Annotated in this window: 27 protein-coding genes and 1 tRNA gene; 12 read left to right on the top strand and 16 right to left on the bottom strand. The window is 58.2% G+C overall.

What is annotated here, in order from left to right:
- Positions 1–21 precede the first annotated feature (21 nt).
- The 7 genes from DHN12_RS00195 to DHN12_RS00225 form a co-directional block, all read right to left on the bottom strand.
- Positions 22–98 (bottom strand) — tRNA-Pro (locus DHN12_RS00195).
- Between the two features lie 61 nt (positions 99–159).
- Complete coding sequence (locus DHN12_RS00200; protein WP_108858391.1) at positions 160–801, bottom strand: MerR family transcriptional regulator; 642 nt, start codon at positions 799–801, stop codon at positions 160–162.
- An 18-nt stretch (positions 802–819) separates the two neighbouring features.
- Entirely contained in the window at positions 820–1,122 is a 303-nt protein-coding gene (gene ihfA, locus DHN12_RS00205; protein ID WP_058274526.1) for an integration host factor subunit alpha, read from the bottom strand.
- A gap of 96 nt (positions 1,123–1,218) precedes the next feature.
- Positions 1,219–2,190, bottom strand: coding sequence for a beta-ketoacyl-ACP synthase III (locus DHN12_RS00210; RefSeq protein ID WP_108858392.1), 972 nt, complete (start codon positions 2,188–2,190; stop codon positions 1,219–1,221).
- 21 nt (positions 2,191–2,211) lie between these two features.
- On the bottom strand, positions 2,212–3,300 hold the full coding sequence (plsX, locus tag DHN12_RS00215; RefSeq protein ID WP_058277573.1) for a phosphate acyltransferase PlsX: 1,089 nt from the start codon (positions 3,298–3,300) through the stop codon (positions 2,212–2,214).
- Between the two features lie 24 nt (positions 3,301–3,324).
- A complete protein-coding gene (gene rpmF, locus DHN12_RS00220) occupies positions 3,325–3,531 on the bottom strand; it encodes a 50S ribosomal protein L32 (protein ID WP_037316137.1) in 207 nt (68 codons plus the stop codon).
- A 206-nt stretch (positions 3,532–3,737) separates the two neighbouring features.
- Positions 3,738–4,274 (bottom strand): DUF177 domain-containing protein, encoded by a 537-nt coding sequence (locus DHN12_RS00225; RefSeq protein ID WP_108858393.1) that lies wholly within the window; start codon positions 4,272–4,274, stop codon positions 3,738–3,740.
- An 84-nt stretch (positions 4,275–4,358) separates the two neighbouring features.
- On the opposite strand from DHN12_RS00225, the gene DHN12_RS00230 reads away from it, so the two are divergent.
- From DHN12_RS00230 to DHN12_RS00240, 3 genes are all read left to right on the top strand, one after another.
- A complete protein-coding gene (locus DHN12_RS00230) occupies positions 4,359–4,832 on the top strand; it encodes an outer membrane protein assembly factor BamE (protein ID WP_058274497.1) in 474 nt (157 codons plus the stop codon).
- Between the two features lie 98 nt (positions 4,833–4,930).
- On the top strand, positions 4,931–5,665 hold the full coding sequence (locus tag DHN12_RS00235) for a GNAT family N-acetyltransferase (RefSeq protein WP_108858394.1): 735 nt from the start codon (positions 4,931–4,933) through the stop codon (positions 5,663–5,665).
- Positions 5,666–5,756: 91 nt separating this feature from the next.
- Complete coding sequence (locus DHN12_RS00240) at positions 5,757–7,541, top strand: ABC-F family ATP-binding cassette domain-containing protein (protein WP_199913466.1); 1,785 nt, start codon at positions 5,757–5,759, stop codon at positions 7,539–7,541.
- Here DHN12_RS00240 and DHN12_RS00245 read toward each other — a convergent pair.
- Positions 7,538–8,089, bottom strand: coding sequence for a sugar O-acetyltransferase (locus tag DHN12_RS00245; RefSeq protein WP_108858396.1), 552 nt, complete (start codon positions 8,087–8,089; stop codon positions 7,538–7,540). The two genes, DHN12_RS00240 and DHN12_RS00245, sit on opposite strands and share 4 nt — an antisense overlap.
- Before the next feature lie 9 nt (positions 8,090–8,098).
- Positions 8,099–8,854 carry a 3-hydroxyacyl-CoA dehydrogenase gene (locus DHN12_RS00250; protein ID WP_108858397.1) on the bottom strand — a complete coding sequence of 252 codons (756 nt, stop codon included), beginning with the start codon at positions 8,852–8,854 and terminating at the stop codon, positions 8,099–8,101.
- Between the two features lie 238 nt (positions 8,855–9,092).
- Here DHN12_RS00250 and DHN12_RS24310 point away from each other — a divergent pair, with 238 nt between their 5' ends.
- Positions 9,093–10,178 (top strand): hypothetical protein, encoded by a 1,086-nt coding sequence (locus DHN12_RS24310; RefSeq protein ID WP_159089935.1) that lies wholly within the window; start codon positions 9,093–9,095, stop codon positions 10,176–10,178.
- Positions 10,179–10,281: 103 nt separating this feature from the next.
- Here DHN12_RS24310 and tyrS read toward each other — a convergent pair whose 3' ends face one another.
- Together tyrS and DHN12_RS00270 are read right to left on the bottom strand one after the other, a co-directional pair.
- Positions 10,282–11,574 (bottom strand): tyrosine--tRNA ligase, encoded by a 1,293-nt coding sequence (tyrS, locus tag DHN12_RS00265; RefSeq protein ID WP_108859049.1) that lies wholly within the window; start codon positions 11,572–11,574, stop codon positions 10,282–10,284.
- 91 nt (positions 11,575–11,665) lie between these two features.
- Positions 11,666–12,934 carry an MFS transporter gene (locus DHN12_RS00270; protein ID WP_108858400.1) on the bottom strand — a complete coding sequence of 423 codons (1,269 nt, stop codon included), beginning with the start codon at positions 12,932–12,934 and terminating at the stop codon, positions 11,666–11,668.
- A 208-nt stretch (positions 12,935–13,142) separates the two neighbouring features.
- On the opposite strand from DHN12_RS00270, the gene DHN12_RS00275 reads away from it, so the two are divergent.
- The 3 genes from DHN12_RS00275 (at position 13,143) to DHN12_RS00285 (ending at position 15,054) form a co-directional block, all read left to right on the top strand.
- The gene (locus DHN12_RS00275) at positions 13,143–14,201 is read left to right on the top strand and encodes an anhydro-N-acetylmuramic acid kinase (protein WP_373455749.1); all 1,059 of its coding nucleotides are present in this window, start codon (positions 13,143–13,145) and stop codon (positions 14,199–14,201) included.
- A 155-nt stretch (positions 14,202–14,356) separates the two neighbouring features.
- Positions 14,357–14,665, top strand: coding sequence for a helix-turn-helix transcriptional regulator (locus DHN12_RS00280; protein WP_108858402.1), 309 nt, complete (start codon positions 14,357–14,359; stop codon positions 14,663–14,665).
- The gene (locus tag DHN12_RS00285) at positions 14,662–15,054 is read left to right on the top strand and encodes a VOC family protein (protein ID WP_108858403.1); all 393 of its coding nucleotides are present in this window, start codon (positions 14,662–14,664) and stop codon (positions 15,052–15,054) included. Before DHN12_RS00280 ends, DHN12_RS00285 begins: the two co-directional genes overlap by 4 nt.
- Before the next feature lie 96 nt (positions 15,055–15,150).
- Here DHN12_RS00285 and DHN12_RS00290 read toward each other — a convergent pair whose 3' ends face one another.
- The gene (locus DHN12_RS00290; RefSeq protein ID WP_108858404.1) at positions 15,151–16,053 is read right to left on the bottom strand and encodes a fatty acid desaturase; all 903 of its coding nucleotides are present in this window, start codon (positions 16,051–16,053) and stop codon (positions 15,151–15,153) included.
- Between the two features lie 3 nt (positions 16,054–16,056).
- Positions 16,057–16,476, bottom strand: a complete 420-nt coding sequence (locus tag DHN12_RS00295; RefSeq protein ID WP_108858405.1) for a cupin domain-containing protein — start codon at positions 16,474–16,476, stop codon at positions 16,057–16,059.
- Between the two features lie 85 nt (positions 16,477–16,561).
- Here DHN12_RS00295 and DHN12_RS00300 point away from each other — a divergent pair, with 85 nt between their 5' ends.
- Complete coding sequence (locus tag DHN12_RS00300; protein ID WP_108859050.1) at positions 16,562–17,980, top strand: YdiU family protein; 1,419 nt, start codon at positions 16,562–16,564, stop codon at positions 17,978–17,980.
- 11 nt (positions 17,981–17,991) lie between these two features.
- On the opposite strand, the gene DHN12_RS00305 is transcribed toward DHN12_RS00300, so the two are convergent.
- The 3 genes from DHN12_RS00305 to DHN12_RS24315 all read right to left on the bottom strand — a co-directional run bounded on the left by DHN12_RS00305 (position 17,992) and on the right by DHN12_RS24315 (position 20,127).
- Entirely contained in the window at positions 17,992–18,963 is a 972-nt protein-coding gene (locus DHN12_RS00305; protein WP_108858406.1) for a cation transporter, read from the bottom strand.
- An 85-nt stretch (positions 18,964–19,048) separates the two neighbouring features.
- Positions 19,049–19,936 (bottom strand): DMT family transporter, encoded by an 888-nt coding sequence (locus tag DHN12_RS00310; RefSeq protein ID WP_108858407.1) that lies wholly within the window; start codon positions 19,934–19,936, stop codon positions 19,049–19,051.
- A gap of 8 nt (positions 19,937–19,944) precedes the next feature.
- On the bottom strand, positions 19,945–20,127 hold the full coding sequence (locus tag DHN12_RS24315) for a hypothetical protein (protein ID WP_159089936.1): 183 nt from the start codon (positions 20,125–20,127) through the stop codon (positions 19,945–19,947).
- A gap of 14 nt (positions 20,128–20,141) precedes the next feature.
- On the opposite strand from DHN12_RS24315, the gene DHN12_RS00315 reads away from it, so the two are divergent.
- The 4 genes from DHN12_RS00315 (at position 20,142) to eno (ending at position 23,772) form a co-directional block, all read left to right on the top strand.
- Positions 20,142–20,846 (top strand): endonuclease/exonuclease/phosphatase family protein, encoded by a 705-nt coding sequence (locus DHN12_RS00315; protein ID WP_108858408.1) that lies wholly within the window; start codon positions 20,142–20,144, stop codon positions 20,844–20,846.
- A gap of 71 nt (positions 20,847–20,917) precedes the next feature.
- Entirely contained in the window at positions 20,918–21,331 is a 414-nt protein-coding gene (locus DHN12_RS00320; protein WP_058277587.1) for a Fur family transcriptional regulator, read from the top strand.
- A 136-nt stretch (positions 21,332–21,467) separates the two neighbouring features.
- Positions 21,468–22,349, top strand: a complete 882-nt coding sequence (locus DHN12_RS00325; protein WP_108858409.1) for a DMT family transporter — start codon at positions 21,468–21,470, stop codon at positions 22,347–22,349.
- Positions 22,350–22,494: 145 nt separating this feature from the next.
- On the top strand, positions 22,495–23,772 hold the full coding sequence (gene eno / locus DHN12_RS00330) for a phosphopyruvate hydratase (RefSeq protein WP_108858410.1): 1,278 nt from the start codon (positions 22,495–22,497) through the stop codon (positions 23,770–23,772).
- The last annotated feature ends 27 nt before the right edge of the window (positions 23,773–23,799 follow it).

Below are 23,799 nucleotides of genomic sequence, written 5' to 3' on the forward strand. Positions count from 1 at the left end.
GCCATAAACGTCGGTGTGATTTGGTCGGGCTAGCAGGACTCGAACCTGCGACCTTCCGTCCCCCAGACGGACGCGCTACCAGGCTGCGCCATAGCCCGACGTTGAGGTGTTCATAAAGACTTTCCCGGCGGGGGCAAGAGGAAATCATCGCCTTTTTTCTTATCCTGCCGACCGGTTCTCAATTCGGTTGATGACAGCGCGCAAGTCCTTGGCGATTGGTGCAATCCGACGCAAAAGATCGTCGTCAAACTCGGTCCGTTCCCACGCTTGTGTGGCGATGCCGCCCATCAGGGGGGCTTCATCCAGATACTCGGGCGCAGGCTGTGGTAGCTCTGCTTGTGGTTGCTGCGGCGCAGGCGGGGGCGTTTCGGCCTGAGGGGCTTGTTCAACCGGAGCGGTTGCCTCGGCCACCGGGGCCGGTTCGCCCAGATCCAGATCGATCTGATCGCTGGGCGTGGCAGGTTTAGCGGAAAAGGGCACGACAACGGTATCGTCTGCCGGGGCGCTTTCAGGCGCGGCGGGCTCATCCAAGCTGGGCGACAGCGAGGAAACATAGGCCACGCCTTGTTCGCGCAGGATGCGCTGGACGCCTTTTATGGTGATACCGTCCTCGTGCAGCAGCTTTTTGATACCACCCAAAAGGCGCATATCGTTTGGCCGGTAATACCTGCGGCCACCCGCGCGTTTGACGGGTTTGACCTGGCTGAAACGGCTTTCCCAGAAGCGCAGGACATGAGCTTGAACGCCCAACCAGTCCGCAACTTCACTTATTGTGCGAAAGGCGTCGGGGGACTTGCTCATGACCGTTCCGTCCCGAATTTACTTGCGATTCCCTGCGGCGACGCGATCCTTCATCAGGTGCGACGGGCGGAATGTCAGGACACGTCGAGGCTGAATTGGAACCTCTTCGCCGGTTTTGGGATTACGACCGATGCGGGCCGTTTTGTCCCGAACACTGAACGTACCAAACGATGAAATTTTGACCTGCTCACCTTGGACCAGTGCGTCCGACATGTGGTTCAAGACGCTTTCGACAAGCTGCGCACTTTCATTTCGTGAAAGGCCAACCTCGCGGAAAACAGCCTCGCTCAGATCCATTCGCGTCAGTGTTTTTTCGCCCATACCATTTCCCCTGTTGATATCAGAGAATATGGTGATGGCAAATTCGCTGTCAATATCAATGAATTGCACGAGGCTGTGTAAGCCGTTTTGCGCCGGTTACCAGCGCAGAACCACTGCGCCCCATGCTAGGCCGCCGCCGATAGCCTCGGTCACGATCAGATCGCCTGTCTTGATCTGGCCCCGTTGTTTGCCCACTGACAAGGCTAGGGGAATCGATGCGGCGGACGTGTTGCCGTGATCCTGAACCGTCACGACGACGTTTTCCATCGGCAGGCCCATTTTCTTGGCAGTGCCCTGAATGATGCGGATGTTGGCCTGATGTGGCACGATCCAATCGACGTCCGCGTTGGTCAGACCGGCACGCCCCAGAGCGGTTTCTGCGGTCTTCGCCAGCTTTTCGACCGCGTGGCGGAACACCTGATTGCCCTGCATTCTTAGATGCCCGGTCGATTGAGTCGACACGCCGCCGTCGACATAGAGCAAATCCTTGTAGCGCCCGTCAGAATTCAAGTCAGTCGACAGAATGCCACGATCCTGCGCGGTTCCTTCGCTGTCCCGCAGCTCAAGAATCAACGCGCCGGCACCGTCGCCAAACAGCACGCAAGTGGACCGATCAGTCCAATCCATGATGCGCGAAAACGTCTCGGCGCCGATGACCAGAACACGTTTGGCCTGACCAGACACGATCATAGCGTTGGCGTTGCTGAGGGCGAAGACAAAGCCCGCACAGACGGCTTGCACGTCAAACGCAAATCCGTGGGTCATGCCCAGGCGCGCCTGGACCATCGTCGCGGCAGAGGGGAAAGTCAGGTCAGCCGTTGATGTCGCCAGAATGATGGCGTCGATATCCTCGGCCTTCAGGCCAGCATCGGCCAGGGCGGCCAAGGCCGCGTTGGTCCCCAGATCGGACGTAGTTTCGCCATCGGCGGCAAAGTGGCGGCGTTCGATTCCCGAGCGAGCTTTGATCCACTCGTCCGACGTATCTAGCGTCTTTTCAAATTCGGAATTCGGAACGATGCGCTCTGGCAAATAGTGTCCGACACCTACAACAACTGAACGGCCTGCCATTTGGGGGTACTGCCTTTATTGTTATTCGCCCGCCTTTGGCGGTACGTGCGCGGCATCTTGTGCAAGCTGGGCTGTCGATGCAACCCGTGCCGCCAATTTTTCGGCAAAACCCGACTCGGCCAGGGTAAAGGCCAGTTTGATCGCTGCCGAAACTCCGGTGGCATCTGCGCCACCATGTGATTTGACCACGGTTCCGTTGAGGCCAAGAAACACACCGCCATTCACTTGGCGTGGGTCGATGCGTTTCTTCAACCGTTGCAGCGAGGTGATGGCCAGAACCGATGCGAGCCGGGACAGGGGGGAATATTTGAAGGCCTCGCGCAGCAGGTCACCGATTAGGCTGGCCGTGCCTTCGCCGGTTTTGATTGCGACATTTCCGGTAAAGCCATCGGTAACAATGACATCCGCCTTGTCACCGGGAATGTCGCTGCCTTCCACGAAGCCTGCGAAGTCAAAATTCGCCTGCTCTGCGAATTCCGAGATCATCGCGTGGGCTTCTTTCAGTTCGGCCCGGCCTTTGTGTTCTTCGGTGCCAACATTCAGCAAACCGATCCGGGGCCGATCCAGTGCCATGCCGTTGCGGGCATAAGACGCCCCCATCAGTGCATATTGCAGCAGATCCTTGGCGTCGGCCCGTACATCGGCGCCGACATCCAGCATCACGTTAAAGCCTTGAGGGTTGCGCGAGGGCCACAGAATCGCAATGGCCGGGCGGTTTACACCCGGCAATTTGCGCAAACGCATCATCGACAGCGCCATCAGTGCGCCGGTATTGCCACAGGAAACAGCCCCGTGGGCTTCGCCTTTGCGCACTGTTTCCAGCGTCGACCACATCGATGTCTGCTTGCCGCTGCGGACGACCTGACTGGGCTTGTCCTCCATCGTGACCACGTCGGGGCAATCACGAAAAACGACGCGTCCCTGCAGGACACGCCGTTTGGCGACAAGTTTGCGCAACTTTTGCTCGGGCCCGTGCAGAACGAAGGCGATATCGGGGTTCTTGTTTGCCGATTTGGCAATGCCCGCAACAACAGTCGCGGGCCCCGAATCTCCGCCCATAGCGTCAACCGAGATGGTAATCCGTCCGGCTTGCGTGGGCTGTTCCGTCATGCCTTGGCCTACGAGTTATAAGGCTTAGGCCGCGTCTTCGTCCAGGTCGATTTCGTCGGCCTGAGCGACGACTTCACGGTCATCATAATGGCCGCAGGACGCGCAGACGTGGTGCGGGCGCTTCAGTTCGCCACAGTTTGCGCATTCGTTCGGGTTTGCAGCAACCAGAGCGTCATGTGCGCGGCGATTGTTGCGGCGCGACTTGGAAACTTTGTTCTGTTGGACAGCCATGGTCTCAACCTTTGTCTATTAAGGGTCAGCAGATTCGCTGCTGGCCGGGTTTCATTCTTCGTTTTTCTAGTGGTTTGACGCGCGTTTAGGGGACGGGCCCCGCAATGTCCAACCCAAATTCCGTTGAGCGCGCGAAAATACTGCGATTCTCGGCATGTTCAAGCGATTTTTCTGGAGGCCTGCTATGACAGGAAAACAGACCTATGTCACTCGTCTTTTTTCAAAGCATCGCGCAAATTCGCCAGTCCGGCAAACGGCTTTGCGTCTTCGTCCGTCATCGCCTGTTTGCCCGGCTCGGTATAGCCGGCCTGTTCCAATTCTGCGCCGTCCTTCCGTGGGTATTGGGGCAGGGCAAGCGACAGCGCCTCAACCATCACCGATGCGGGGTCGATTTCAGCGCCCAGTGCTTCGGTCTCATCGCCTTCGGGGATCTCGAATTCAGGCTCGTCAGGGTTTTGCCAGTCTTTCAGATAGATCCGTGACACAGGGATATCGATGCGCGTGGTTACGGGTTCAAGCGTCACGACACAGGGTTGAATCACCGTTGCCCCCAGTTTTCCGGCAAGAATCCAATCGCGTTTGCCCTGTGCCCTTACGTCACCCACAAAGCTGAGCTTGCGCAGGCCCAACAATCCCAGTTCGGTTTTGATCGCGTCCAGGCCCTTGCTATCGGGGCGCAGATCAAACGGTGTGGGCGCATTTTGGGGCAGGTCGGCCACCCGCAGAGATGTATTAGTCGTCATTCGTGACCCTTTCGTGTGTTGAACCGGGGCTGCGGTTTATGTAATCGGATAGGGTCCGCAAGGTCCCAAGGCAAGAGGATGTAAATGTTGAAGGTTGTGAACAGGTTGAAACCGGCGTCCAAAAGGCTTGTCTTTGCGGCCTGTTTGGTTGCGGCTGGCGCTTGCACGCCAATCTTCAAGAATCATGGATACGTCCCGCCGGCTGACCAACTGGCTGAGATCAAAGTGGGCGTCGATACCCGCGACAGCGTTGTTGAAACAATCGGAGCGCCCAGCTCTGCCGGGCTGGTGAAGGATTCGGGTTTTTACTATGTCCGCTCTCGCGTGCGCCATTACGGTCCTAAGCGCCCCGAAGTGGTGTCGCGCGAACTGGTTGCGATCAGCTTTGACCAGCGTGGCGTTGTGCGGAATATCGAACGTTTTGGCCTTGAGGATGGGTATGTGGTGGTACTGGACCGCCGCGTGACCGAATCCAGCGTTCAGAACCGTGGCTTCCTGCGCCAGCTGTTGGGCAATATCGGCAACTTCAACCCTGCGAACATTCCGGGCGCGAATTAAGTCTGCGCCGCCTCTTGCTACGGTCACAGGACAGTCACATGTTCTGTGGTAGAACCGCTGCAACATGAAGCAGGTCAGCAACCGCGGAGGATGCGCCCATGGCATTATTGCTGGGCAAGGGCAGATACCGGGCTCGTTTGGCGCAGTCCCCAAAGGATGTGGAGGTGGCGCAGCAACTGCGAACCCTGGCATTTGGGACGGATCCGATTGACCGGGATGAATTTGATACGATCTGCGGACATATACTTGTTGAAGATTCGCGCGCCGGTGGACAGTTGGTGTGTTGTTTCAGGTTGCTGACAATAGAGCACGGGGCCGAGGTTGACCGCAGCTATTCTGCCCAGTTCTATGACCTGTCTGCCCTCAAAGGGTTCGACAGCCGCATGGTCGAAATGGGCCGTTTCTGCATTCACCCGGAATGGACAGACCCGGATATCCTGCGGGTCGCCTGGGGTGCGATGACCAATTACGTGGACCAGAACAACGTCAAGATGTTGTTCGGCTGCTCATCCTTTGCAGGAACCGAAACTGTTGAGTATCTGGACGCCTTTGCCATGTTGAAGCAACGGCATCTGGCGCCAAAGCGTTGGTTGCCGCGGGTCAAGGCCCCCGATGTATTCAAGTTTGCCTCTCGCCTTCGGCATAGGCCCGATGTGAAAAAGGCTATGTTGCGGATGCCTCCATTGTTGCGCACCTATCTGATGATGGGCGGCTGGGTCAGTGATCACGCGGTGGTGGATCGGCATATGAATACGCTGCATGTATTCACCGGGCTTGAGATCGGCGCGATTCCTCCGGCCCGTAAACGGTTGCTGCGCGCAGTGGTCCGGTAGTTTGAGTATTTTCGAAAAGGTGAAACAGGGGCGTTGACGCTTTGTGTCCACCGGTTTAGCTGGCGGCATGGCGAGAATTCCTTTGTTGCAGATGTCCGGCATATCCCTGACTTTCGGGGGCGATCCGGTGTTTTCGGGGCTGGACCTGGTGGTTCAGCCGGGCGACCGAGTCGCGTTGGTTGGGCGAAACGGGTCGGGAAAGTCGACCCTGATGAAAGTCATGGCCGGTCTGGTCGAGCCTGATCAGGGTGACATCGTGGTGCCGCCGGGAAAATCTGTTGGCTACATGGAGCAGGACCCCGGCATGGAAGGGTTTGCGACCTTGGGCGATTATGCGTCCAGCGAGTTGGAGCCGGGTGAGCTGTACAAGGTCGAACGCGCGGGCGAGGGGCTGAAATTCGATCCCTCCCGCCCGATTGAAACCGCTTCGGGTGGCGAGCGTCGCAGGGCCGCATTGGCCAAGCTGATGGCCGAAGCGCCGGACCTGATGCTGCTGGACGAGCCGACGAACCATCTGGATATCGAAGCGATTGCTTGGCTGGAACGCGAACTGGGATCGACCCGCGCAGCCTTCGTTCTGATTTCACATGACCGTGCGTTTTTGCGCGCTTTGACCCGCGCGACGTTGTGGATCGACCGCGGCATCGTACGGCGGCAGGAACAAGGGTTTGAGGCTTTTGAAACCTGGCGCGACAAGATTTGGGAAGAAGAGGATCAACAGCGTCACAAGCTGAATCGTCTGATCAAGTCTGAAGCCAAATGGGCTGTCGAAGGTATCAGTGCACGGCGCAAGCGAAATCAAGGCCGGGTGCGGGCTTTGCAGGCCTTACGCGCTGAAAAGGCCGCGCAGATCAAACGTCAGGGATCAGCGGCAATGTCGCTGGAAGGCGGGCCAAAGTCTGGGCGAAAAGTGATTGAAGCCAAGGGGTTGTCCAAGTCTTTTGGCGCGCAGCAGATCGTTCGGAACTTTGATCTGTTGGCACAACGTGGGGATCGGGTTGCCTTTGTCGGACCGAATGGTGTGGGCAAGACAACCCTGCTCAAGATGTTGCTGGGTCAGGAACAGCCCGACGAAGGAACAGTGACGCTGGGCACCAATCTTGAGATCGCGGTTTTCGACCAGGCTCGCGCGCAGCTGGATCCCGAAATGACCCTGTGGGACAGCCTGACCGGCGATCCCGAGATGCGGGTCTCGGGCAAGGCGGATCAGGTGATGGTTGGGGGTCAGCCCAAACACGTGGTCGGATATCTCAAGGAATTCCTGTTCGATGATGCGCAGGCAAGAGCGGCCGTTAAGTCATTGTCAGGTGGCGAAAAAGCGCGTTTGCTGTTGGCGAAACTGATGGCCAAGTCCTCGAACCTTTTAGTGCTGGACGAACCGACCAACGACTTGGACGTGGAAACGCTGGACCTGTTGCAGGAACTGCTCGACGACTATGACGGCACCGTCCTGCTGGTCAGCCACGATCGGGATTTTCTGGACCGCGTTGCCACCACAACGATTGCCATGGAGGGCAATGGCCGCGCGACCGTCTATGCGGGCGGATGGTCGGACTACATCGCGCAACGGGGTGACGTTGCCGAAAAGAAAGATGAAAAAGCAAAGACTTCGAAGTCAAAGCAAAAGCAAGAAGCGCAGCCGAAATCCGGGCTATCTTTCTCGGAAAAGCATCGGCTTGAGAAGTTGCCTGCCGAGATTGCCCGCCTGGAGGCCGAAATAGGCAAGCTGGAAGAGCTTATGTCTGATCCTGAGTTGTTCACCCGTGAACCGGTCAAGTTCCAGAAGGCGACCGATGCGCTGGTCGAACGGCAAGAGAAACTGGCCGCCGCCGAAGAAGAGTGGCTGGTGCTTGAGGAAAAGGCCGAGGGCGCCTAGGGACGCGTCAACGGTCGGGCAGGGTTGCCGACAACCGTTTTTCCGGCCGCTACGTCTTTGGTCACAACACTGCCAGCGCCGATGATGGCGTTGTCGCCGATGGTGACGCCGGGCATCACGATGGCACCTCCGCCAACCCAGATGTTTCGGCCAATGGTCACCGGTATCCCGATTTCCAGACCTTGTGCGCGTTCTGCCGGGTCTTTGGCGTGCTGAGCACAGTAGATCTGGGCATGCGGGCCGAACATCGTGTCATCACCGATCCGAACCTGTGCGGTGTCCAGAACGACGCAGCCGGCGTTGAAATAGACCCGGGTGCCGAGGTGGATGTTAAGCCCGTAGGCGCAATGAAACGGAGCCTCGAGTAAGCAATCCGGCCCGACGCGAGCGAACAACGCCTGCAACTCGGGCGCCATGGCACCGCGGGCATCTGGCGGGCAGGTGTTATGTGCGTGGACTGCGTGCCGGGCACGGGTGCGCAGCGCCTCAAGTTCCGGGTCCAGGCAGTTATACCACTGCCCGGACTGCATCTTTTCCCGCTCTGTCATGGGACAGGCTTAACGCATACGAAGGGCGCCGTCGATGCGGATGACTTCTCCGTTCAAGTAACCCATCTCGACAATGAAACCGGCCAACCGCCCGTATTCTTTCGGATCACCCAGACGTGCAGGGTTTGGGACATCTGCCGCCAGTTGTTGTTGAACCTCTTCGGGCAGACCGGCCAGCATCGGTGTCATGAAAATCCCCGGAGCGATGGTCATCACGCGAACGCCGGTTGAGGCCAGATCGCGCGCCATTGGCAGCGTCATCCCCACGACACCGCCTTTCGAGGCTGCATAGGCCGCTTGTCCTTTTTGTCCGTCGAAGGCTGCGATTGAAGCAGTGTTGATGATCACCCCGCGCGCGCCGTCCGGTTCGGGATCATTCTTTGCCATCTCGGCAGCGGCCAGGCGCGAAACGTTGAACGTTCCCACAAGATTGATGTCGATCGTGCGCTGAAATGCGTCCAGGGGGTGGGGACCATCCCTGCCGACCGTCTTTATCCCATAGGCGATCCCGGCGCAGTTCACAGTGGCCGTGATGCGACCCATCTTGCCCTTCGCGTGCTCGATTGCCGCCGCCACTGAGTTTTCATCTGTCACATCTGTCTGAGCGAAATGCCCGCCGATGTCTTCGGCAACCTTAGGGCCACGCTCGGCGTCGCGATCCAGGATTGTAACCTGTGCACCGTGTTCGGCGAAATGACGGGCGGTGGCCTCGCCCAGACCCGAAGCGCCACCTGTGATTATTGTGGCTGAATTTGAAAGTTGCATTCGGCGACCTCTCAAGATTTTGACAATTTTCCGCCTCATTTAACTTGGCGGCTTGGGTAGATGTTGTATATTCACGTCAAGAGATCGTCACAACTAGTGCCGTGATCATTGTAACGAGTTGTGGCGAGCCTTCATTAACGCATCTTTAGCGGGAACTTACCTGCGCTTCATTTGCGGCTCCCACAGTGTAACCGAAGACCCTGACGCACCTGGGTATTAAGGCGCAAGGAGCTAAGTGATGCGAATTAAACTGAAATCCACTGTTTCGGCATTGGTAACCTCTCCATTCATAGGAGCTATGATCGTAACCTCTGCGTATGCTGCGACGGATGTATGCAACGCGAGAACTGCGCGGATAGCAGCCAACGCCGGCGACTATCAGACGCTGTGTGAATGTACGCACGTGACACCCAGTTTTTTGAAGCGGCTGCAAACACGGTCAGATTTCGAAGCAACACTAGCTTTCACTGGCGAACAATGCCCGGGTTTGGCCGTATTGTTGACGGATTTAGAGACAGCTTCAGTCCGCGAAAATTCGGCACGAGGTGGCGAAGATCGGGACAGCGATCAATTAGCACAAGCGGACCCTAGCCCGCGCGGTGAGTCTGGTTCTGGCGATACCAGCAGCGGTTCTACCGGAGGCAACAACAACGGTGGCGGAAGCAGTAGCCCAGGCGGCGGTGGAGGAAGCAGTAGCCCAGGCGGCGGTGGAGGAAGCAGTAGCCCAGGCGGCGGTGGCGGAAGCAGTAGCCCAGGCGGCGGTGGCGGAAGCAGTAGCCCAGGCGGCGGTGGCGGAAGCGACAGCCCAGGCGGTGGTGGCGGAAGCGACGGTCCAGGCGGCAACGATGGCGGCGGCAACGATGGCGGCGGCAATGATGGCGGCGGCAATGATGGCGGCGGCAATGATGGCAGCGGCAACGATGGCGGCGGCAATGACGGCGGCGGCAACGATGGCGGCGGCAATGACGGCGGCGGCAACGATGGCGGCGGCAAAGGTGGCGGCAAGGGCGGCGACGGCAAAGGTGGCGGCAAGGGCGGCGACGGCAAAGGTGGCGGCAAGGGCGGCGACGGCAAAGGTGGCGGCAAGGGCGGCGACGGTAAAGGTGGCGGCAAAGGCGGCGGTAAGGGCGGCGACGGCAAAGGCGGCGGCAAGGGCGGCGACGGTAAAGGTGGGGGCAAGGGCGGCGACGGTAAAGGTGGCGGCAAAGGCGGTGACGGTAAAGGTGGCGGCAAGGGCGGCAGTAAAGGGAACAACGGTGGAGGCAACGGGCCGGAAGGCAATAGCCCAGGCCAGGGTAACAATGCCCACGATGACGAAAGGTGACGCAGTTCTCGCAAGGGCGAGTCTATGCTTAGCCGATACCTAAAACAAAAATACGGCCACCGCAAAGGGTGGCCGTTTCGTTTACTTCATGGTGGCTGGCCCGCTAGCCCAGTTGAACCAACGCATGGCGCTTCTTACCTGCGCTGAGTTTTGTCGGTTTTTTTAAGTCCGAAATAGAAACGAACGGAAAATCAGAGCTGACGGCGACATCGTTTATTAGAGCGCCTTTCTCAGAAATTAGACGTTTTGCGTCTTTTCCGGATTTTGCAAGGTTGGCTTCGACAAACAAAGTAGCTGCGGCACAGTACATTTCTTCGCCATCTTTGCCCAACGCGTTTCCCGGCATCAATTTCAATGAGTTAGGTTCAAGTACAAATGTGGGAAGATCGTCCCCAACGCCGCCTTTTTCGAACACTTCACGGGCCGTGGCCTCGGCGTTGGCCGCAGCCTCAGTTCCGTGCAGCAGGGCGGTGACTTCGTTGGCGAGGCGGATCTTGGCCTCGTTGATCTCGGACCCTTGCAGCGCGCCCAGTCGGTCACACTCATCCACCGGCATTTCGGTGTAAAGCTTCAGGAACCGGCCAACATCCGCGTCGGTCGTGTTCCGCCAGAACTGCCAGAATTCGTAAGGCGAGCGCATCTCGGCGTTCAGCCAGACCGCACCGTCCTGCGACTTGCCCATCTTCTTGCCGTCGCTGGTGGTCAGAAGCGGCGAAGTCAGGCCGTAGATCTCGTGATCCAGCACGCGGCGGGTCAGGTCGATACCGTTGACAATATTGCCCCACTGATCCGAGCCGCCCATCTGCAGCACACAGCCGTAACGGCGGTTCAGCTCAAGGAAGTCATAGGCCTGCAGGATCATGTAGTTGAACTCAAGGAAGCTCAACGATTGCTCGCGATCCAACCGTGATTTCACTGATTCAAACGCCAGCATCCGGTTGACCGAGAAATGCCGCCCGATATCGCGAAGGAAATCGAGGTAGTTCAGGCCATCCAGCCATTCGGCATTGTTCAACATCAGCGCTTTGTTTTCGGCATCGCTGTCATAGTCGATATAGGCCGAGAACACCTTTTTGATGCCCGCAATGTTTTCGTCGATCTGTTCGGGGCCCAGCAGGGGGCGTTCATCCGCACGGAACGACGGGTCGCCCACTTTGGTGGTGCCGCCGCCCATAAGGGTGATTGGCTGGTGGCCAGTTTTCTGGAACCAGCGCAGCATCATGATCTGGATCAGGCTGCCCACATGCAACGACTTGGCCGTCGCATCAAAGCCGATATAGGCCGGTTTGCACCCACTGATCAGCGCCTCGTCAAGGCCCTGATAATCGGTGCAGTCGGCAAGAAAGCCGCGCTCGATCATCGTGGCGATGAAATCCGATTTGGGGTGGTAGGTCATATCGTGCCCTTTGGGTTTATGTTGCGGGGCACTGTATAGGCGGCGCTTTGGGTAAGGAAAAGGCACCATTTCCAAGAAAACGCGGGCTGTGTCAGCTTTTGACCGGGGGTAGGCGGAAGGCATAGAACATTGCGATGGTGTTCGACACCACAAGGACAACAATCGGCGTGATCGGATCATGCAGATGTGCGACTGCGCCAAGGATCGCAGCAAAAACAATTCCAACGAGGCCAGCGCTGACATCCCCCAGTGCAACCAGGTAGGGGCGCTCTTTTTCAACGCTCATCTGAATGAGATACAAGTAGCGCCCATAGATCACCCCATTCCCACCCAGAGATAGCAGCAGGATCACCAGCGCGTAGACCCAGACGTTCTGAGCGTAGCCGAGGAACGTAAAGCCAAGCGCCATCAGGGCCGAGATTGCGGCGATCATGCATCCCAGCCACATCACAGGTTTGACCGAGACACGATCGCTGAGCCATCCCCACAAAAGCGAACCGATCACCATCCCAAGGCTGGCCCCTATGACAAAATAGCTGAGCGAATGCTTGGTCCCCATATGCAGCGTCGCAGCATGGATTGTGTAGAAGGGCATCGCCAGCTCGACCGATACAAAGATCAGTCGGGCCGAAAGAAACTTGCGATACCAGGGATAGGCCATGCCGGTTTTGAATCCGGTCGCCAACTCGGCCAGGGGCTTGGGTTTTTTCTTCGGCTCCGGCAATGGCGCGCGCTGTTCATCCTCAAGCAGTCGCACTCCTGCAAAAGCAACACCTGCGGCAAACATGGCAATCACGCCGCACCACAGAACGACGATGTGGCGCTGCATCGGTTGGTCCCCGGACAGCAGGTCGCGCGTGATCAGAACGACGATGATGGCCAAAACGCCCGAGATGGTGGCTTGCGCAAACACCATCCGGTTCCGTTTCGCTTCGGGAACGGAGATGCCGTAGATCTGGCTGGTTCCAAGGCTGGTAATCCCCTGGCACAATCCCAGGACCATCGCAGTGGTCAGGAACAGCAGTACGATCATCACACTGGGCAGTTTTGTTGAAAACAGGGCCACCGCCGCCAGTACTGCGGCTGTCAACAAGTTCGGTGCGTAGACGGCCAGCTTGGCGCGGGTCGCCCGATTGATGAAAGGTGCGACAAAGATCTCGGCAACCAGGCGCGATCCGGTGACAAAGGGCAGAAGCATCCCTGCAAAAAACGTTGGCGCGCCCAGAGCCAGATACAGGAACGGCAGCACCAGATTTGGGTTGATCAACTGCCCTCCGATCGTGGCCAGAGCGCCGGACCAGAAGATCAGAAAATAGTTCCGGCCTTCGGATGGTTGTTTCTGCGAGTATGTGTCTGCCATATGGACCTAAAACTGATTTGTGTTCCTTATACCAAATTGTCGGGAAAAAGCGCGACCTTGGTATGATCTGGCTTGCCTTGGGTTTAGCTGAACGGGCAGGTTAAACAGACTGTACCGATCAACCATGACGGTACCACGGAGTTCGGCAGGAGAGATACGCGTGGGGCGGGCCATCAAACGAACAGGTGCGATCAGGGTTTTGGGCGCGATGTCCGGCACATCGATGGATGGGGTGGATGCCGCGGTCGTCGAAACGGACGGGCACCGGATTTTGGGATTTGGTCCAAGTGGGTATCGTGCCTACTCCGATGAGGAGCGTGCGGTTCTGCGCGCCGCTTTAGGGCAGTGGCACGGGCCGGAGGTGGATGCCGCGGCAGAGCTTGTTACCCTGGCCCATGCCGAGGCGCTGTCTGAATTCGATGAGGTCGACCTGATCGGTGTGCACGGCCAAACTCTCGCTCATGAACCAAGTGGGCGTGGGACGTTGCAGGTGGGCGACGGGAAAGGGCTGGCTCAGGCATTAGGCGTGCCGGTCGTCTGGGATTTCCGCAGCGATGATGTGGCGATGGGCGGCGAAGGCGCTCCGCTGGCGCCCTTCTTTCACTTCGCTTGCGCCAAGTGGATCGAAGCAACCCAACCGCTTTGCTTTTTGAACCTCGGCGGTGTCGGGAACCTGACCTATGTGGACCCCAGTTACGATGGCCCCGAAGCCCCGGGCGCGTTGCTGGCGTTTGACACTGGTCCCGCGAATGCACCGGTCGATGACCTGATGCAGGCTCGTCTGGGCCTGCCGATGGATCGCGACGGAGCCGTCGCGCGCGGTGGCACCGTTGAGACGGGTGCGCTCGAGCTGTTTTTGTCCGAACCATTTTTCACCCGTATGCCGCCGAAATCGCTGGACCGGAACGACTTTTCCGAGATGATCAAACTGGTGCAAGAGCTCAGCGATGCGGACGCTGTGGCTACTCTAACGGGTATGTGTGCAGCGGGCGTAGTGCAGGGGATGGAGCATTGCCCCAAACCACCCTCGCGACTGTTGGTCACTGGAGGCGGTAGACACAACCCGGTATTGATGGAGATGCTGCGCGTTGCATTGGACTGCCCGGTCGAACCGGTCGAGGCCGTGGGTCTGGACGGAGATATGCTTGAAGCGCAGGCCTTCGCCTATCTGGCGGCACGCGTCGCCCGCAGGCTGCCGACGTCGTGTCCGGGGACGACAGGTGTGAAAGCGCTGGTCGGTGGTGGGGTTGTGAGTTCGGTTGCGTAATGGGGCGGTTGGTTAATAGGTGATTGCCCGGACTTCGCTTTGAGGACTTTTCCGTCGTTCGTTTACGAGCCTGAAACGTCCGCTTTTCTACTTTAGTCGTTATGCAGTAAAATTACTGCACTTGACATGTAGTAATCTTACTGCATATAGAGCCTATGACAGATGACCAGCTAGACTTAATCTTCAAAGCTCTTTCAGACAGCACCCGTCGTCGCATCATAGACCATCTGAGCAAAAGGCCAGCTCAATCGTTATTCGAGGTATGCGCGGCTTCGGTTGCAGAGGATGGAATCGCTTTGTCCCGACAGACGATCTCTCAGCATCTTGCTGTCTTAGAGAAGGCGGGATTGATCGAGGTCGAATGGAAGGGGCGAACGAAGGCGCATTCTTTGAGCGTAAGCAACGACGACATCGCTGCGGCATCGTGGCTTACAAAATACAAACCGAAAGGAACTAAGACATGAAAATTTATGTCACCAGTGTCTTTGTTGACGACCAAGACAAGGCCGAAAAATTCTATACCGAAGTGCTCGGCTTCAAAGTGAAACACAATATTCCACTGGGCACCAATCGTTGGCTGACGGTTGTTTCAGAAGAAGACCCAGATGGAACAGAGCTTCTGCTTGAACCAAGCGACCATCCCGCCACGAGCCCGTTCAAGGAAGCTATCGTTGCCGATGGAATCGCGGCACATTCATTTCAGGTGCAAGACCTCAATGCCGAGTGGAAGAAGCTGACCGACCGAGGAGTGGAGTTTACCACCGAACCAATGGATGCCGGCGCAGTTCACATGGCTGTTTTTGATGACACCTGTGGCAACCTGATCCAGTTGATCCAGATGAAAGACGCCTGAACAAACCTATTCCTTGGCCGGACGTACCGAAAGCTACGGTTCGGCCTACGCGAAGCATCGGTCGCTTCGGGCTCAAGGCAGCCTTTCCGTAAACAACTAGCTGAATGATTGGTGCTTCACGCTTCGTACATAATTACTTGTAAACTGCGAGTATCCGTCCGAAGTCGATTTCAAATGTTCCCGCGTCCAACCGTGCAATGCAGGCAGCTGGTGGAAGGGCACATTCGGAAAGGCGTGGTGTTCGGCGTGATAGGGCATGTTCCAGGCCACAAAACGCACGATCCGGTTGGTGAACGTGGTGCGCGAGTTCTCGAGCATGTTGGCGACTGGCGGACACAGGCCGTGTTCCGCCAGTAGGTAGAGGCGCAGGAATGGTTGCCCCAGCAGAACGGGTAAAATCCAAAGCCAGAGGAGCAGCGGCGACAGGAGCAGGCTTAGGGCTGCGACCGCGTAGAGTATCAGCAGCAGACGTGCCTCTGCCCGAATGGCGGTGTGTTGGCGCGCAGGTAAGTACGGGGCGTCGATGCGACCAAAGGCGTTTTGATACAGGACAAGTGCCATGCCTTTCCAATAGGGCCAGCCGGACAGGTAGATCAGCAGGCTCAGCCGGTCCTGCGGTCGTGGCTTGCCGCCAAGCTCGGTGTCTTTCTCCGGGTGGTTCGTCCATTTGTGGTGCGCAAGGTGAAAATACCGAAACCACGTAAAGGGCAGGGCGATTGGAACTGAAGCAAGATGTCCGACAGCGTCGTTCAGCCAGCCGGTCTTGAACGGGGTCTTATGGGTGCATTCATGGCTAAGCGTGAACAGAAACACCAACAAGACACCCTGTGGCAGGATCAGGACCGGCCAGAGAGGGACCCGCCACGCGATACCCGCACTGGTGGCGGACAGTAACACTAGATAGCCCAGAAGATGCCGCAGACCTGTTGCATCCGAGCGCCGTTGTAGCTGATCTTTGGCCTTGGGTGGCAGCGACGCTATGAGGGCGCGGTGATCCATGCATCATCCGCGCGCTATGTCGAACCCTGGCTCGGCCAGTTCGAACCCGTCAAACTGGAACCCGGGCGAAACAGTGCAACTGACCAACGTATAGTCTCCGGTTGTGTGTGCCGCCTGCCAATGGTTTTCGGGCACGATCAATTGCGGTGCGCCTTGTGACAGATCCGGGCTTAGTAAGTGGTCGGTGGCAGGGCCGTCATCCGTTGCGCTCAGCGACAGGATCAGAGGAGCACCAGAGTGGTAGAGCCAGATTTCGGTCGCGTCCACGCTGTGCCAGTGGCTGCTTTCACCAGCGGCGAGCAGGAAATAGATGCAGGTGCCGGTGGCGCGGCCCGCGTTATCCGCGCGCCAGGTTTCGCGAAACCAGCCACCCTCGGGGTGTTGTTCCAGTTTCAGGTGGTCGATGATCTCTTGAGCGGTCATGGGGCCTCTTGTCTTTTGCGATGATTATGCACGGGAAGGTGCGATCCGCTATGGTATTCGTGTACGCAAGGAATATGTTTGCCGCATGACCCTGACCATCCCGTTTGATAACAGCTACGCCCGCCTTCCCAACAGCTTTTATGCGCGGCAGGCACCTATACCTGTGCGTGCCCCACGCCTGATCGCATTCAACTCGGAATTGGCGAAGGTATTGAAGGTCACACCGGGGGAGGTAGAGGAGATGGCCGAAGCCTTCGCTGGCAACACGCTGCCCGACGGTGCAGAGCCAATTGCGCAGCTCTATTCCGGGCACCAGTTCGGAAACTATAACCCGCAGCTTGGGGACGGCCGCGCTGTCCTGCTGGGCGAAACCATCGGTACAGATGGTCTCCGCCGGGATATCCAGCTCAAAGGATCCGGACCTACCCCGTTCAGCCGTCAGGGCGATGGCCGCGCATGGCTGGGGCCTGTGCTGCGGGAATACGTGGTGTCCGAAGCAATGCATGCGCTGGGCATCCCGTCGACCCGCGCACTGGCGGCGGTTGAGACCGGCGAGATCGTTCTGCGCGAGGGGCCTATGCCCGGCGCGGTGCTGACCCGCGTGGCGCAAAGTCATCTGAGGGTCGGTACATTTCAGGTTTTTGCAGCGCGCGGACAGCTGGACAGCCTGCGCCGCCTGACGGAATACGCAATAGACCGCCACTATCCTGACGCGAATGGTCCGATGGGCCTGCTGCGCGCGGTGGTCGAGGCGCAATCGCAATTGATCGCAGCCTGGATGAGTGTTGGCTTTATCCATGGGGTGATGAACACCGACAATTGCTCAATCGCGGGTGAGACCATCGATTATGGGCCCTGCGCTTTCATGGACAGCTATCATCCGAACACGGTCTACAGTTCGATCGACCGGATGGGGCGCTATGCCTATTCCAACCAGCCCGACATCGCCGTTTGGAATGTGGCGCAGTTGGCGACGGCACTGATCCAGCAGATGGAAGACAAGGACGCCGCCGTCGAAGAGGCGACCGAGATTGTACACGCCATGCCTGCGCAGCTACAGGAGGGCTGGTTGAAGCGGTTCCGCGCCAAGATCGGGTTGATGACCGAAGAAGAGGGCGATCTGGAACTGATCTCGGACCTGCTGACGCGCATGGCGCAGAACCAAGCGGATTTCACCAACACTTTCAGGGCGCTGGGCGGTGATGCCGCACGTGATCAGTTCACCGATCCTGCGGCGTACGACGAATGGTCCGAAGGGTGGAACGCGCGTCTGGGACGTGAGCAGGACCCATCCACAGTAATGGCCGCCGCAAACCCAGCCCTCATTCCGCGCAATCACCGGGTTGAAAAAATGATACAGTCGGCCGTTCAGGGCAACTACGAGCCGTTCCAAAGGCTGAACACTGTTCTGGCGCGACCTTATGAGGATCAGCCCGATGCGGATGATCTGAAACGCCCGCCATCAGAGACCGAAGTTGTCCATGCGACGTTCTGTGGAACCTGAAGTTCCGGCGCTCAGACCTCGTCACGATAGGGATTGACCTCATCCGGCCAACGGCGGGCGTATTGCGAGATCATCAGGTAGACATCCGCCCCGTCGATTGCCCTGCGGGCATCGCGAACCATGCGCAGGTTAAGGGTGTCGATCTCTTCGGCGGTGATCGCGCGCAGGGGGTTGTAGTAGACGGTGATCAAAATGGTCCGACCTTGTTTGGTTACGGACATGTCCCGCAATGCGCCACCGTCCTCTGCGATTGCCGGGCGCAAGGCACGACGCGCAGCAGCAAGAAGTTCGGGGCTTGCGGTGGCGTTTGCCAGCTCTCCCAGCCCGCCGCGGAAGTCGCGCAGATATGATCCGATCGCCAGAACGCACAGGAAAAGTACGATGATCGAGTCACCGACGGGTGCGATCGCCGATAGGGCCCCATCCCGGAACAGGTAGATTGCCCCAAGGCCAATTGCTGCGGCGGCCGTGAACAGACCATCGAACAGCGCTGCCTTGGATTCCAAACGCAGGATCGCACTGGCCTTCCCGGTCTGCCGCCAGGTGAAATAGTGAAACGCCCATAACAACACGCAGGTCAGGCCGATGGCAGCGAAGTAGATGAACATTGGTCCGAATATCAGCGGTTCAGGCATCATGCCGTTGTAGTAGCTGTAGATGTTTTTAGTCGCGTTCGAGATGGCGAACAGCACCAGTCCTAACAGAGACAAAGAGCGGAAGGTGGAAAAGATCGCCTCATCCGCTGCATAGCCAAAGGGGCGGCGCTTGTCGGGGCCTGCATCAATCTTCAGGCTGATACGGCGGCCAAGGAATGCCGATCCAAAGCCGACCAGTGAATACAGGCCGTCCATCATGATCGCGTTAGAGTTCGACAGGATCCCGGCCAGAATACCCGCGGCACCCATGAACAGGTTGCCGCCCATGGCGAAGATGAGAGCGCGCCCCTCAAGCTGCTTTCTGCGTTCTGCATTTGGCGTCGACATCTGGTAACGTCCTGATAGGGCATCAAACTCCGCAACAGATACCTGTTCGAAGAGGATAGGCCAACACCTGCGATAACGGGTCGTCCTAGTCCCGCACGATTTCAAGCACAGCGGCACTGGCAATCAGGATAGCGCCCAACAACTCACGCAACCCGAACGGCTCGCCTGAGAATGCGGCGGCCGAGGCCAGGCCGACGACCACCTCGCTCATCAACAAGATACCGACGCGGGCAGGGGACAGTTTGGTCGCGGGCCAAATGGTCATGAACACCATGGGTAAGGTGTAGAAGGCCGACAGCAGTACGAACTGAAGGGTCCAAAGAAAATCCGCCTGCACAATTGTTGGCAATACAGGTTCGGGCAGAACCGTGAGGCTGACCAGAGAAAGGATCAGCGCGCCTGCGACAAAGGCAAAGACCTGACCGGAGGCTGAGATCGTGCTGGTTCGGTACAGCCCCAATGTACCCAGCGCCCAGCACATGCCCGAGGCCAACGCCATCCAGTCGCCGCTGTTTTGGGGCAGGGGAAGACTACCTTTGTCGCCCAGCACGACGAACAGACCACCGACACCGCAGGCAAGGCCCGCAATCCGCCCCCAACTCAGGCGTTCACCCAGAAACACCCGTCCTAGAATCGTGCCCCAGATCGGGGTGAGGTAGAATAACAGGATCGACCGCACCACATCCGTATAAACTAGGCTGATGGAATAAAGACTGAAGGCCGCGCCGGTGAACACACCGCTGAACACGAGGTCGCGCCATTGCAGGGCCAGCGTTCCTCGCTCTTTCCAGATGAAGGGAACCAGACCCAGCAGTGCAACACTATACATCGCGATACCCGGCCAGGGCCCGGTCAGGCCCAGATCAAAGAGAAACCGAACGGGGATCCAATAGAGACCCCACATCATGCCACCGATCACCAGGACAATGCTTGCCCAAGTGCGGTTGCTCGAGAATGTGTTGCTGGAAACCACTTCAGGCCTCAATTGGACGCGTTCCACGGGGATAGAGTATCAGCACCCCGTTGATCAAGCGCTGCATTCCTGACCGCGCCGCCTGCCAGAATATTGGGCACTTTGGCAGCGCGAAAAGCTCTTATTTGCCACTCCTGCAGAAGACTGGGGTTGCGCCCCGCCACCAGCGTGGCACTTTGGGGTTCGTCCATTTGATCGGAACCTTATGTCGCCTCAATCAACCCTGCGGATTGCAAGCTATAACATCCAGAAATGCGTAGGCTTGGATTTTCGCCGCCAGCCTCAGCGCATAATGCAGGTCATTGAAGGCATGCAGGCTGATATTGTGGTGCTGCAAGAGGCCGACAAAAGGCTGCCGCCGCGACCCGCCGCCTTACCGCATTTCATGTTGGATGAAGCCGGTTGGCAGATTGTCGATCTGGGCGGCGCTGGCAGCTTGGGCTGGCACGGCAACGCGGTCATCTGGCGCGGGGATAAAATTGACGTGCGCAAGACCGGTCACCATGAATTGCCGGGGCTAGAGCCCCGCGGTGCAGTTCGAGTCGAGTTTGACACCCAGATCGGGCCGCTTCGGGTGATGGGGATGCATCTGGGTCTTTTGCCCGCATCTCGGCGGCAACAGATCCATCAACTCCGGCGCTGCGATGAGGATCTGGATCAGATGCCTACCGTATGGGCCGGAGATTTCAACGAGTGGTCGCGCCAGCCAGTGCTCGATCATCTTGCACCCGACATGCGATTTTTGCCCCCGGTTCCCAGTTTCCCGGCTGCACAGCCTCTGGGCGCACTTGATCGGATCGCGCTGGGCGCTGGGCTTGAGGCCGTTGTACATGGCGTCCATAAAGCGCGGCCTGCGCATATCGCATCAGATCACCTGCCGATCTGGGCTGATCTTCGCAAGGTCGCTTAGGCGCAAATCCCCTGTGGCGCCAGCGGCGCAGACGTATTAAGACAGAAACCCGAACTACTCTGAGGGTCACTATGTCCGACACGATCATCGCCCGTTGCGAAGCCAAAGGTCTCCGCATGACGGGTCAGCGCCGCACAATTGCTCAGGTGTTGCAGCAAAGTGATGACCATCCGGATGTAGAAGAGCTGTATGCGCGCGCCTCTAAGGTGGATTCGGGTATCTCGATCGCCACGGTCTATCGCACCGTGAAGCTGTTCGAAGAGGCTGGGATTCTGGAGCGGTTGGAATTCGGCGACGGGCGTGCACGATATGAAGATGCCGAGAGGGACCACCACGACCATCTGATCGACATGCAGTCGGGGGAAGTGATCGAATTTGTCGATCCCGAGATCGAGGCCCTGCAGGAAAAGATCGCAGCCAAGCTTGGGTACAAGCTGAAAGGGCATCGGTTGGAACTGTACGGCGTGCCGCTGAAACAGGGCTGATCCATCACGAAACGCGATTGGTTGCCGCACGGCAATTCATGAAACATGTCGCAATATCGCTTGCGGCGTCGCGGATGATACGGTTTTGCTGACTTAAGGTCGCGGAATTTCCCGCGCCATCTCAACGGACACGCGTATGAACAACGTACACGGCATCTTGCTGATCATCGGATCGATGGCGGCCTTCGCACTTGAGGACATGTTCATCAAGCATCTGTCGATCACTGTACCTACGGGTCAGATCATGATCGCTTTGGGTCTGGTCTGCGGGCTGGTGTTCGTACTGATGTCATTGGCCACGCGTAAACGCATCTTTGATCCGGAGGCGTGGAAAGGTCTGCCGCTGGCGCGGGCAGGGACCGAGGCGGTAGGAGCCCTGACCTTTGTTACCGCGCTGTCTCTGGTCGAGCTGTCCACCGTTGCTGCCGTCTTTCAGGCGATGCCGCTGGCCGTGACTATGGGGGCGGCGCTGTTTTTGGGCGAGCAGGTCGGTTGGCGACGTTGGAGCGCCATCGGAATAGGCTTTATTGGTGTCTTGATGATTATTCGCCCGGGTTTGGAAGGGTTTCAGCCCGAGTCGCTGTTCGTTGTCGCGACCGTAATTGCGATCGCCGCGCGTGATTTGATCACACGTAAGCTGGACGTCCGTGTGGCCTCGTCCGTTGTTGCCATGCAGGCCTACATGGCCGTTGCCCTTGCCGGGGTGGTTCTGATGGTGTTTCTGGCTCAGCCAGTTGTTCCACTGCAATCCACGCAAGTAGGTCCGTATCTGGGGGCAATCGGCTTTGGCGTCCTGGGATATTACGGCATCGTGACGGCCATGCGGATCGGTGAGGCCTCGGCCCTGACACCTTTCCGGTACAGCCGGCTCGTGTTTTCCATCGCGGCAGGGATGCTGATGTTTGGCGAACGGCCTGATTTGATGACGGTGGCCGGTGCCGCGTTGATCCTCGGATCGGGCATGTACACCTTTGTTCGCGAACGCCGGCTGGCGCGTGCAATGGCGGTTGCGGCCTGACGGATCGTCGCACGTTGGCGCAAACACGTGGCTATTAGCCCTAAATCCCCATGAACATAACCGTTAGCGGTAACATCGCTGGTTTACTTTTGGCTCGGTGATGTTATGAGGCATGCAACCAAATGCAGCCACAGGGACGGGCCTCATGAGTACCATCATCGACATCCACGCACGCGAAATCCTGGACAGCCGGGGCAACCCAACCGTCGAAGTGGACGTGATTCTGGAAGACGGCACCATGGGCCGCGCCGCTGTGCCTTCGGGTGCGTCAACCGGTGCGTATGAAGCAGTGGAAAAGCGTGACGGTGACAAATCGCGCTATATGGGCAAAGGCGTGCTTGAAGCTGTCGCCGCTGTGAACGGTGAGATCGCCGAAGAACTGGTCGGCTATGACGCGACCGAGCAGGTCGCCATCGACGGCGCAATGATCGAACTGGACGGGACCGAGAACAAGAGCCGTCTGGGCGCAAACGCCATTCTGGGCGTCTCGCTGGCCACAGCCAAGGCTGCGGCAGATTTCACCACGCAACCTCTATATCGCTACGTTGGCGGCACCTCAGCCCGCGTCTTGCCGGTACCGATGATGAACATCATCAACGGCGGCGAACATGCCGACAACCCGATCGACATTCAGGAATTCATGATCATGCCGACCTCGGCCGCGAATATCCGCGAAGCCGTGCGCATGGGCTCCGAGGTGTTCCACACCCTCAAGCGCGAGTTGTCGGCGGCAGGTCTGGCCACCGGTGTTGGAGACGAGGGTGGTTTTGCTCCCAACATCGCCTCGACCCGCGAAGCGCTGGATTTCATCCTCCAGTCCATCGAAAAGGCTGGCTACAAGCCAGGTGAGGAAATCCACCTGGCGTTGGATTGTGCGGCGACCGAATACTTCAAGGATGGCAAATACGTCCTGTCAGGTGAGAACATCTCGCTAACGTCGGAAGAAAACGCTGAGTATCTGGCGGCTCTGGTCAAGGACTACCCGATCATCTCGATCGAAGACGGGATGTCCGAGGATGACTGGGACGGCTGGAAGGCCCTGACCGATATGATCGGCGACAAGGTGCAGCTGGTGGGGGACGATCTGTTTGTGACCAACCCCGTGCGCCTGGCCGAAGGGATCGAGCGCGGTTGTGCAAACTCGATGCTGGTCAAGGTGAACCAGATCGGATCGCTGACTGAAACCCTGCGCGCGGTCGATATGGCGCACCGTGCACGGTATACCAACGTGATGTCGCACCGTTCGGGCGAAACCGAGGACGCAACCATTGCCGATCTGGCGGTCGCGACCAACTGTGGTCAGATCAAAACCGGCTCGCTAGCGCGGTCGGACCGGTTGGCCAAGTACAACCAGCTGATCCGCATCGAGGAATCGCTGGGTGAAGTTGCGGAATACGCGGGCGCGTCGATCCTTCGCAACTGACGCCATTAATGCTAAGCTGATCCTCTG

The organism is Ruegeria sp. Alg231-54 (assembly GCF_900143525.1).
In the GTDB taxonomy this organism is placed as follows: domain Bacteria; phylum Pseudomonadota; class Alphaproteobacteria; order Rhodobacterales; family Rhodobacteraceae; genus Ruegeria.

Excerpts from the sequence above, each read along its gene's own strand:
- DHN12_RS00290 (WP_108858404.1), bottom strand. The coding sequence starts at position 16,053 with ATGGATCACCGCGCCCTCATAGCGTCGCTGCCACCCAAGGCCAAAGAT.
- DHN12_RS24315 (WP_159089936.1), bottom strand. The coding sequence starts at position 20,127 with ATGGACGAACCCCAAAGTGCCACGCTGGTGGCGGGGCGCAACCCCAGT.
- DHN12_RS24310 (WP_159089935.1), top strand. The coding sequence starts at position 9,093 with ATGCGAATTAAACTGAAATCCACTGTTTCGGCATTGGTAACCTCTCCA.
- ihfA (WP_058274526.1), bottom strand. The coding sequence starts at position 1,122 with ATGGGCGAAAAAACACTGACGCGAATGGATCTGAGCGAGGCTGTTTTC.
- DHN12_RS00230 (WP_058274497.1), top strand. The coding sequence starts at position 4,359 with ATGTTGAAGGTTGTGAACAGGTTGAAACCGGCGTCCAAAAGGCTTGTC.
- DHN12_RS00200 (WP_108858391.1), bottom strand. The coding sequence starts at position 801 with ATGAGCAAGTCCCCCGACGCCTTTCGCACAATAAGTGAAGTTGCGGAC.
- DHN12_RS00285 (WP_108858403.1), top strand. The coding sequence starts at position 14,662 with ATGAAAATTTATGTCACCAGTGTCTTTGTTGACGACCAAGACAAGGCC.
- DHN12_RS00320 (WP_058277587.1), top strand. The coding sequence starts at position 20,918 with ATGTCCGACACGATCATCGCCCGTTGCGAAGCCAAAGGTCTCCGCATG.
- DHN12_RS00305 (WP_108858406.1), bottom strand. The coding sequence starts at position 18,963 with ATGTCGACGCCAAATGCAGAACGCAGAAAGCAGCTTGAGGGGCGCGCT.
- plsX (WP_058277573.1), bottom strand. The coding sequence starts at position 3,300 with ATGACGGAACAGCCCACGCAAGCCGGACGGATTACCATCTCGGTTGAC.
- eno (WP_108858410.1), top strand. The coding sequence starts at position 22,495 with ATGAGTACCATCATCGACATCCACGCACGCGAAATCCTGGACAGCCGG.
- DHN12_RS00275 (WP_373455749.1), top strand. The coding sequence starts at position 13,143 with ATGTCCGGCACATCGATGGATGGGGTGGATGCCGCGGTCGTCGAAACG.
- DHN12_RS00240 (WP_199913466.1), top strand. The coding sequence starts at position 5,757 with ATGTCCGGCATATCCCTGACTTTCGGGGGCGATCCGGTGTTTTCGGGG.
- DHN12_RS00315 (WP_108858408.1), top strand. The coding sequence starts at position 20,142 with ATGTCGCCTCAATCAACCCTGCGGATTGCAAGCTATAACATCCAGAAA.
- DHN12_RS00325 (WP_108858409.1), top strand. The coding sequence starts at position 21,468 with ATGAACAACGTACACGGCATCTTGCTGATCATCGGATCGATGGCGGCC.
- DHN12_RS00245 (WP_108858396.1), bottom strand. The coding sequence starts at position 8,089 with ATGACAGAGCGGGAAAAGATGCAGTCCGGGCAGTGGTATAACTGCCTG.
- DHN12_RS00225 (WP_108858393.1), bottom strand. The coding sequence starts at position 4,274 with ATGACGACTAATACATCTCTGCGGGTGGCCGACCTGCCCCAAAATGCG.
- rpmF (WP_037316137.1), bottom strand. The coding sequence starts at position 3,531 with ATGGCTGTCCAACAGAACAAAGTTTCCAAGTCGCGCCGCAACAATCGC.
- DHN12_RS00235 (WP_108858394.1), top strand. The coding sequence starts at position 4,931 with ATGGCATTATTGCTGGGCAAGGGCAGATACCGGGCTCGTTTGGCGCAG.
- DHN12_RS00270 (WP_108858400.1), bottom strand. The coding sequence starts at position 12,934 with ATGGCAGACACATACTCGCAGAAACAACCATCCGAAGGCCGGAACTAT.
- DHN12_RS00210 (WP_108858392.1), bottom strand. The coding sequence starts at position 2,190 with ATGGCAGGCCGTTCAGTTGTTGTAGGTGTCGGACACTATTTGCCAGAG.
- DHN12_RS00300 (WP_108859050.1), top strand. The coding sequence starts at position 16,562 with ATGACCCTGACCATCCCGTTTGATAACAGCTACGCCCGCCTTCCCAAC.
- DHN12_RS00280 (WP_108858402.1), top strand. The coding sequence starts at position 14,357 with ATGACAGATGACCAGCTAGACTTAATCTTCAAAGCTCTTTCAGACAGC.
- DHN12_RS00295 (WP_108858405.1), bottom strand. The coding sequence starts at position 16,476 with ATGACCGCTCAAGAGATCATCGACCACCTGAAACTGGAACAACACCCC.
- DHN12_RS00250 (WP_108858397.1), bottom strand. The coding sequence starts at position 8,854 with ATGCAACTTTCAAATTCAGCCACAATAATCACAGGTGGCGCTTCGGGT.
- tyrS (WP_108859049.1), bottom strand. The coding sequence starts at position 11,574 with ATGACCTACCACCCCAAATCGGATTTCATCGCCACGATGATCGAGCGC.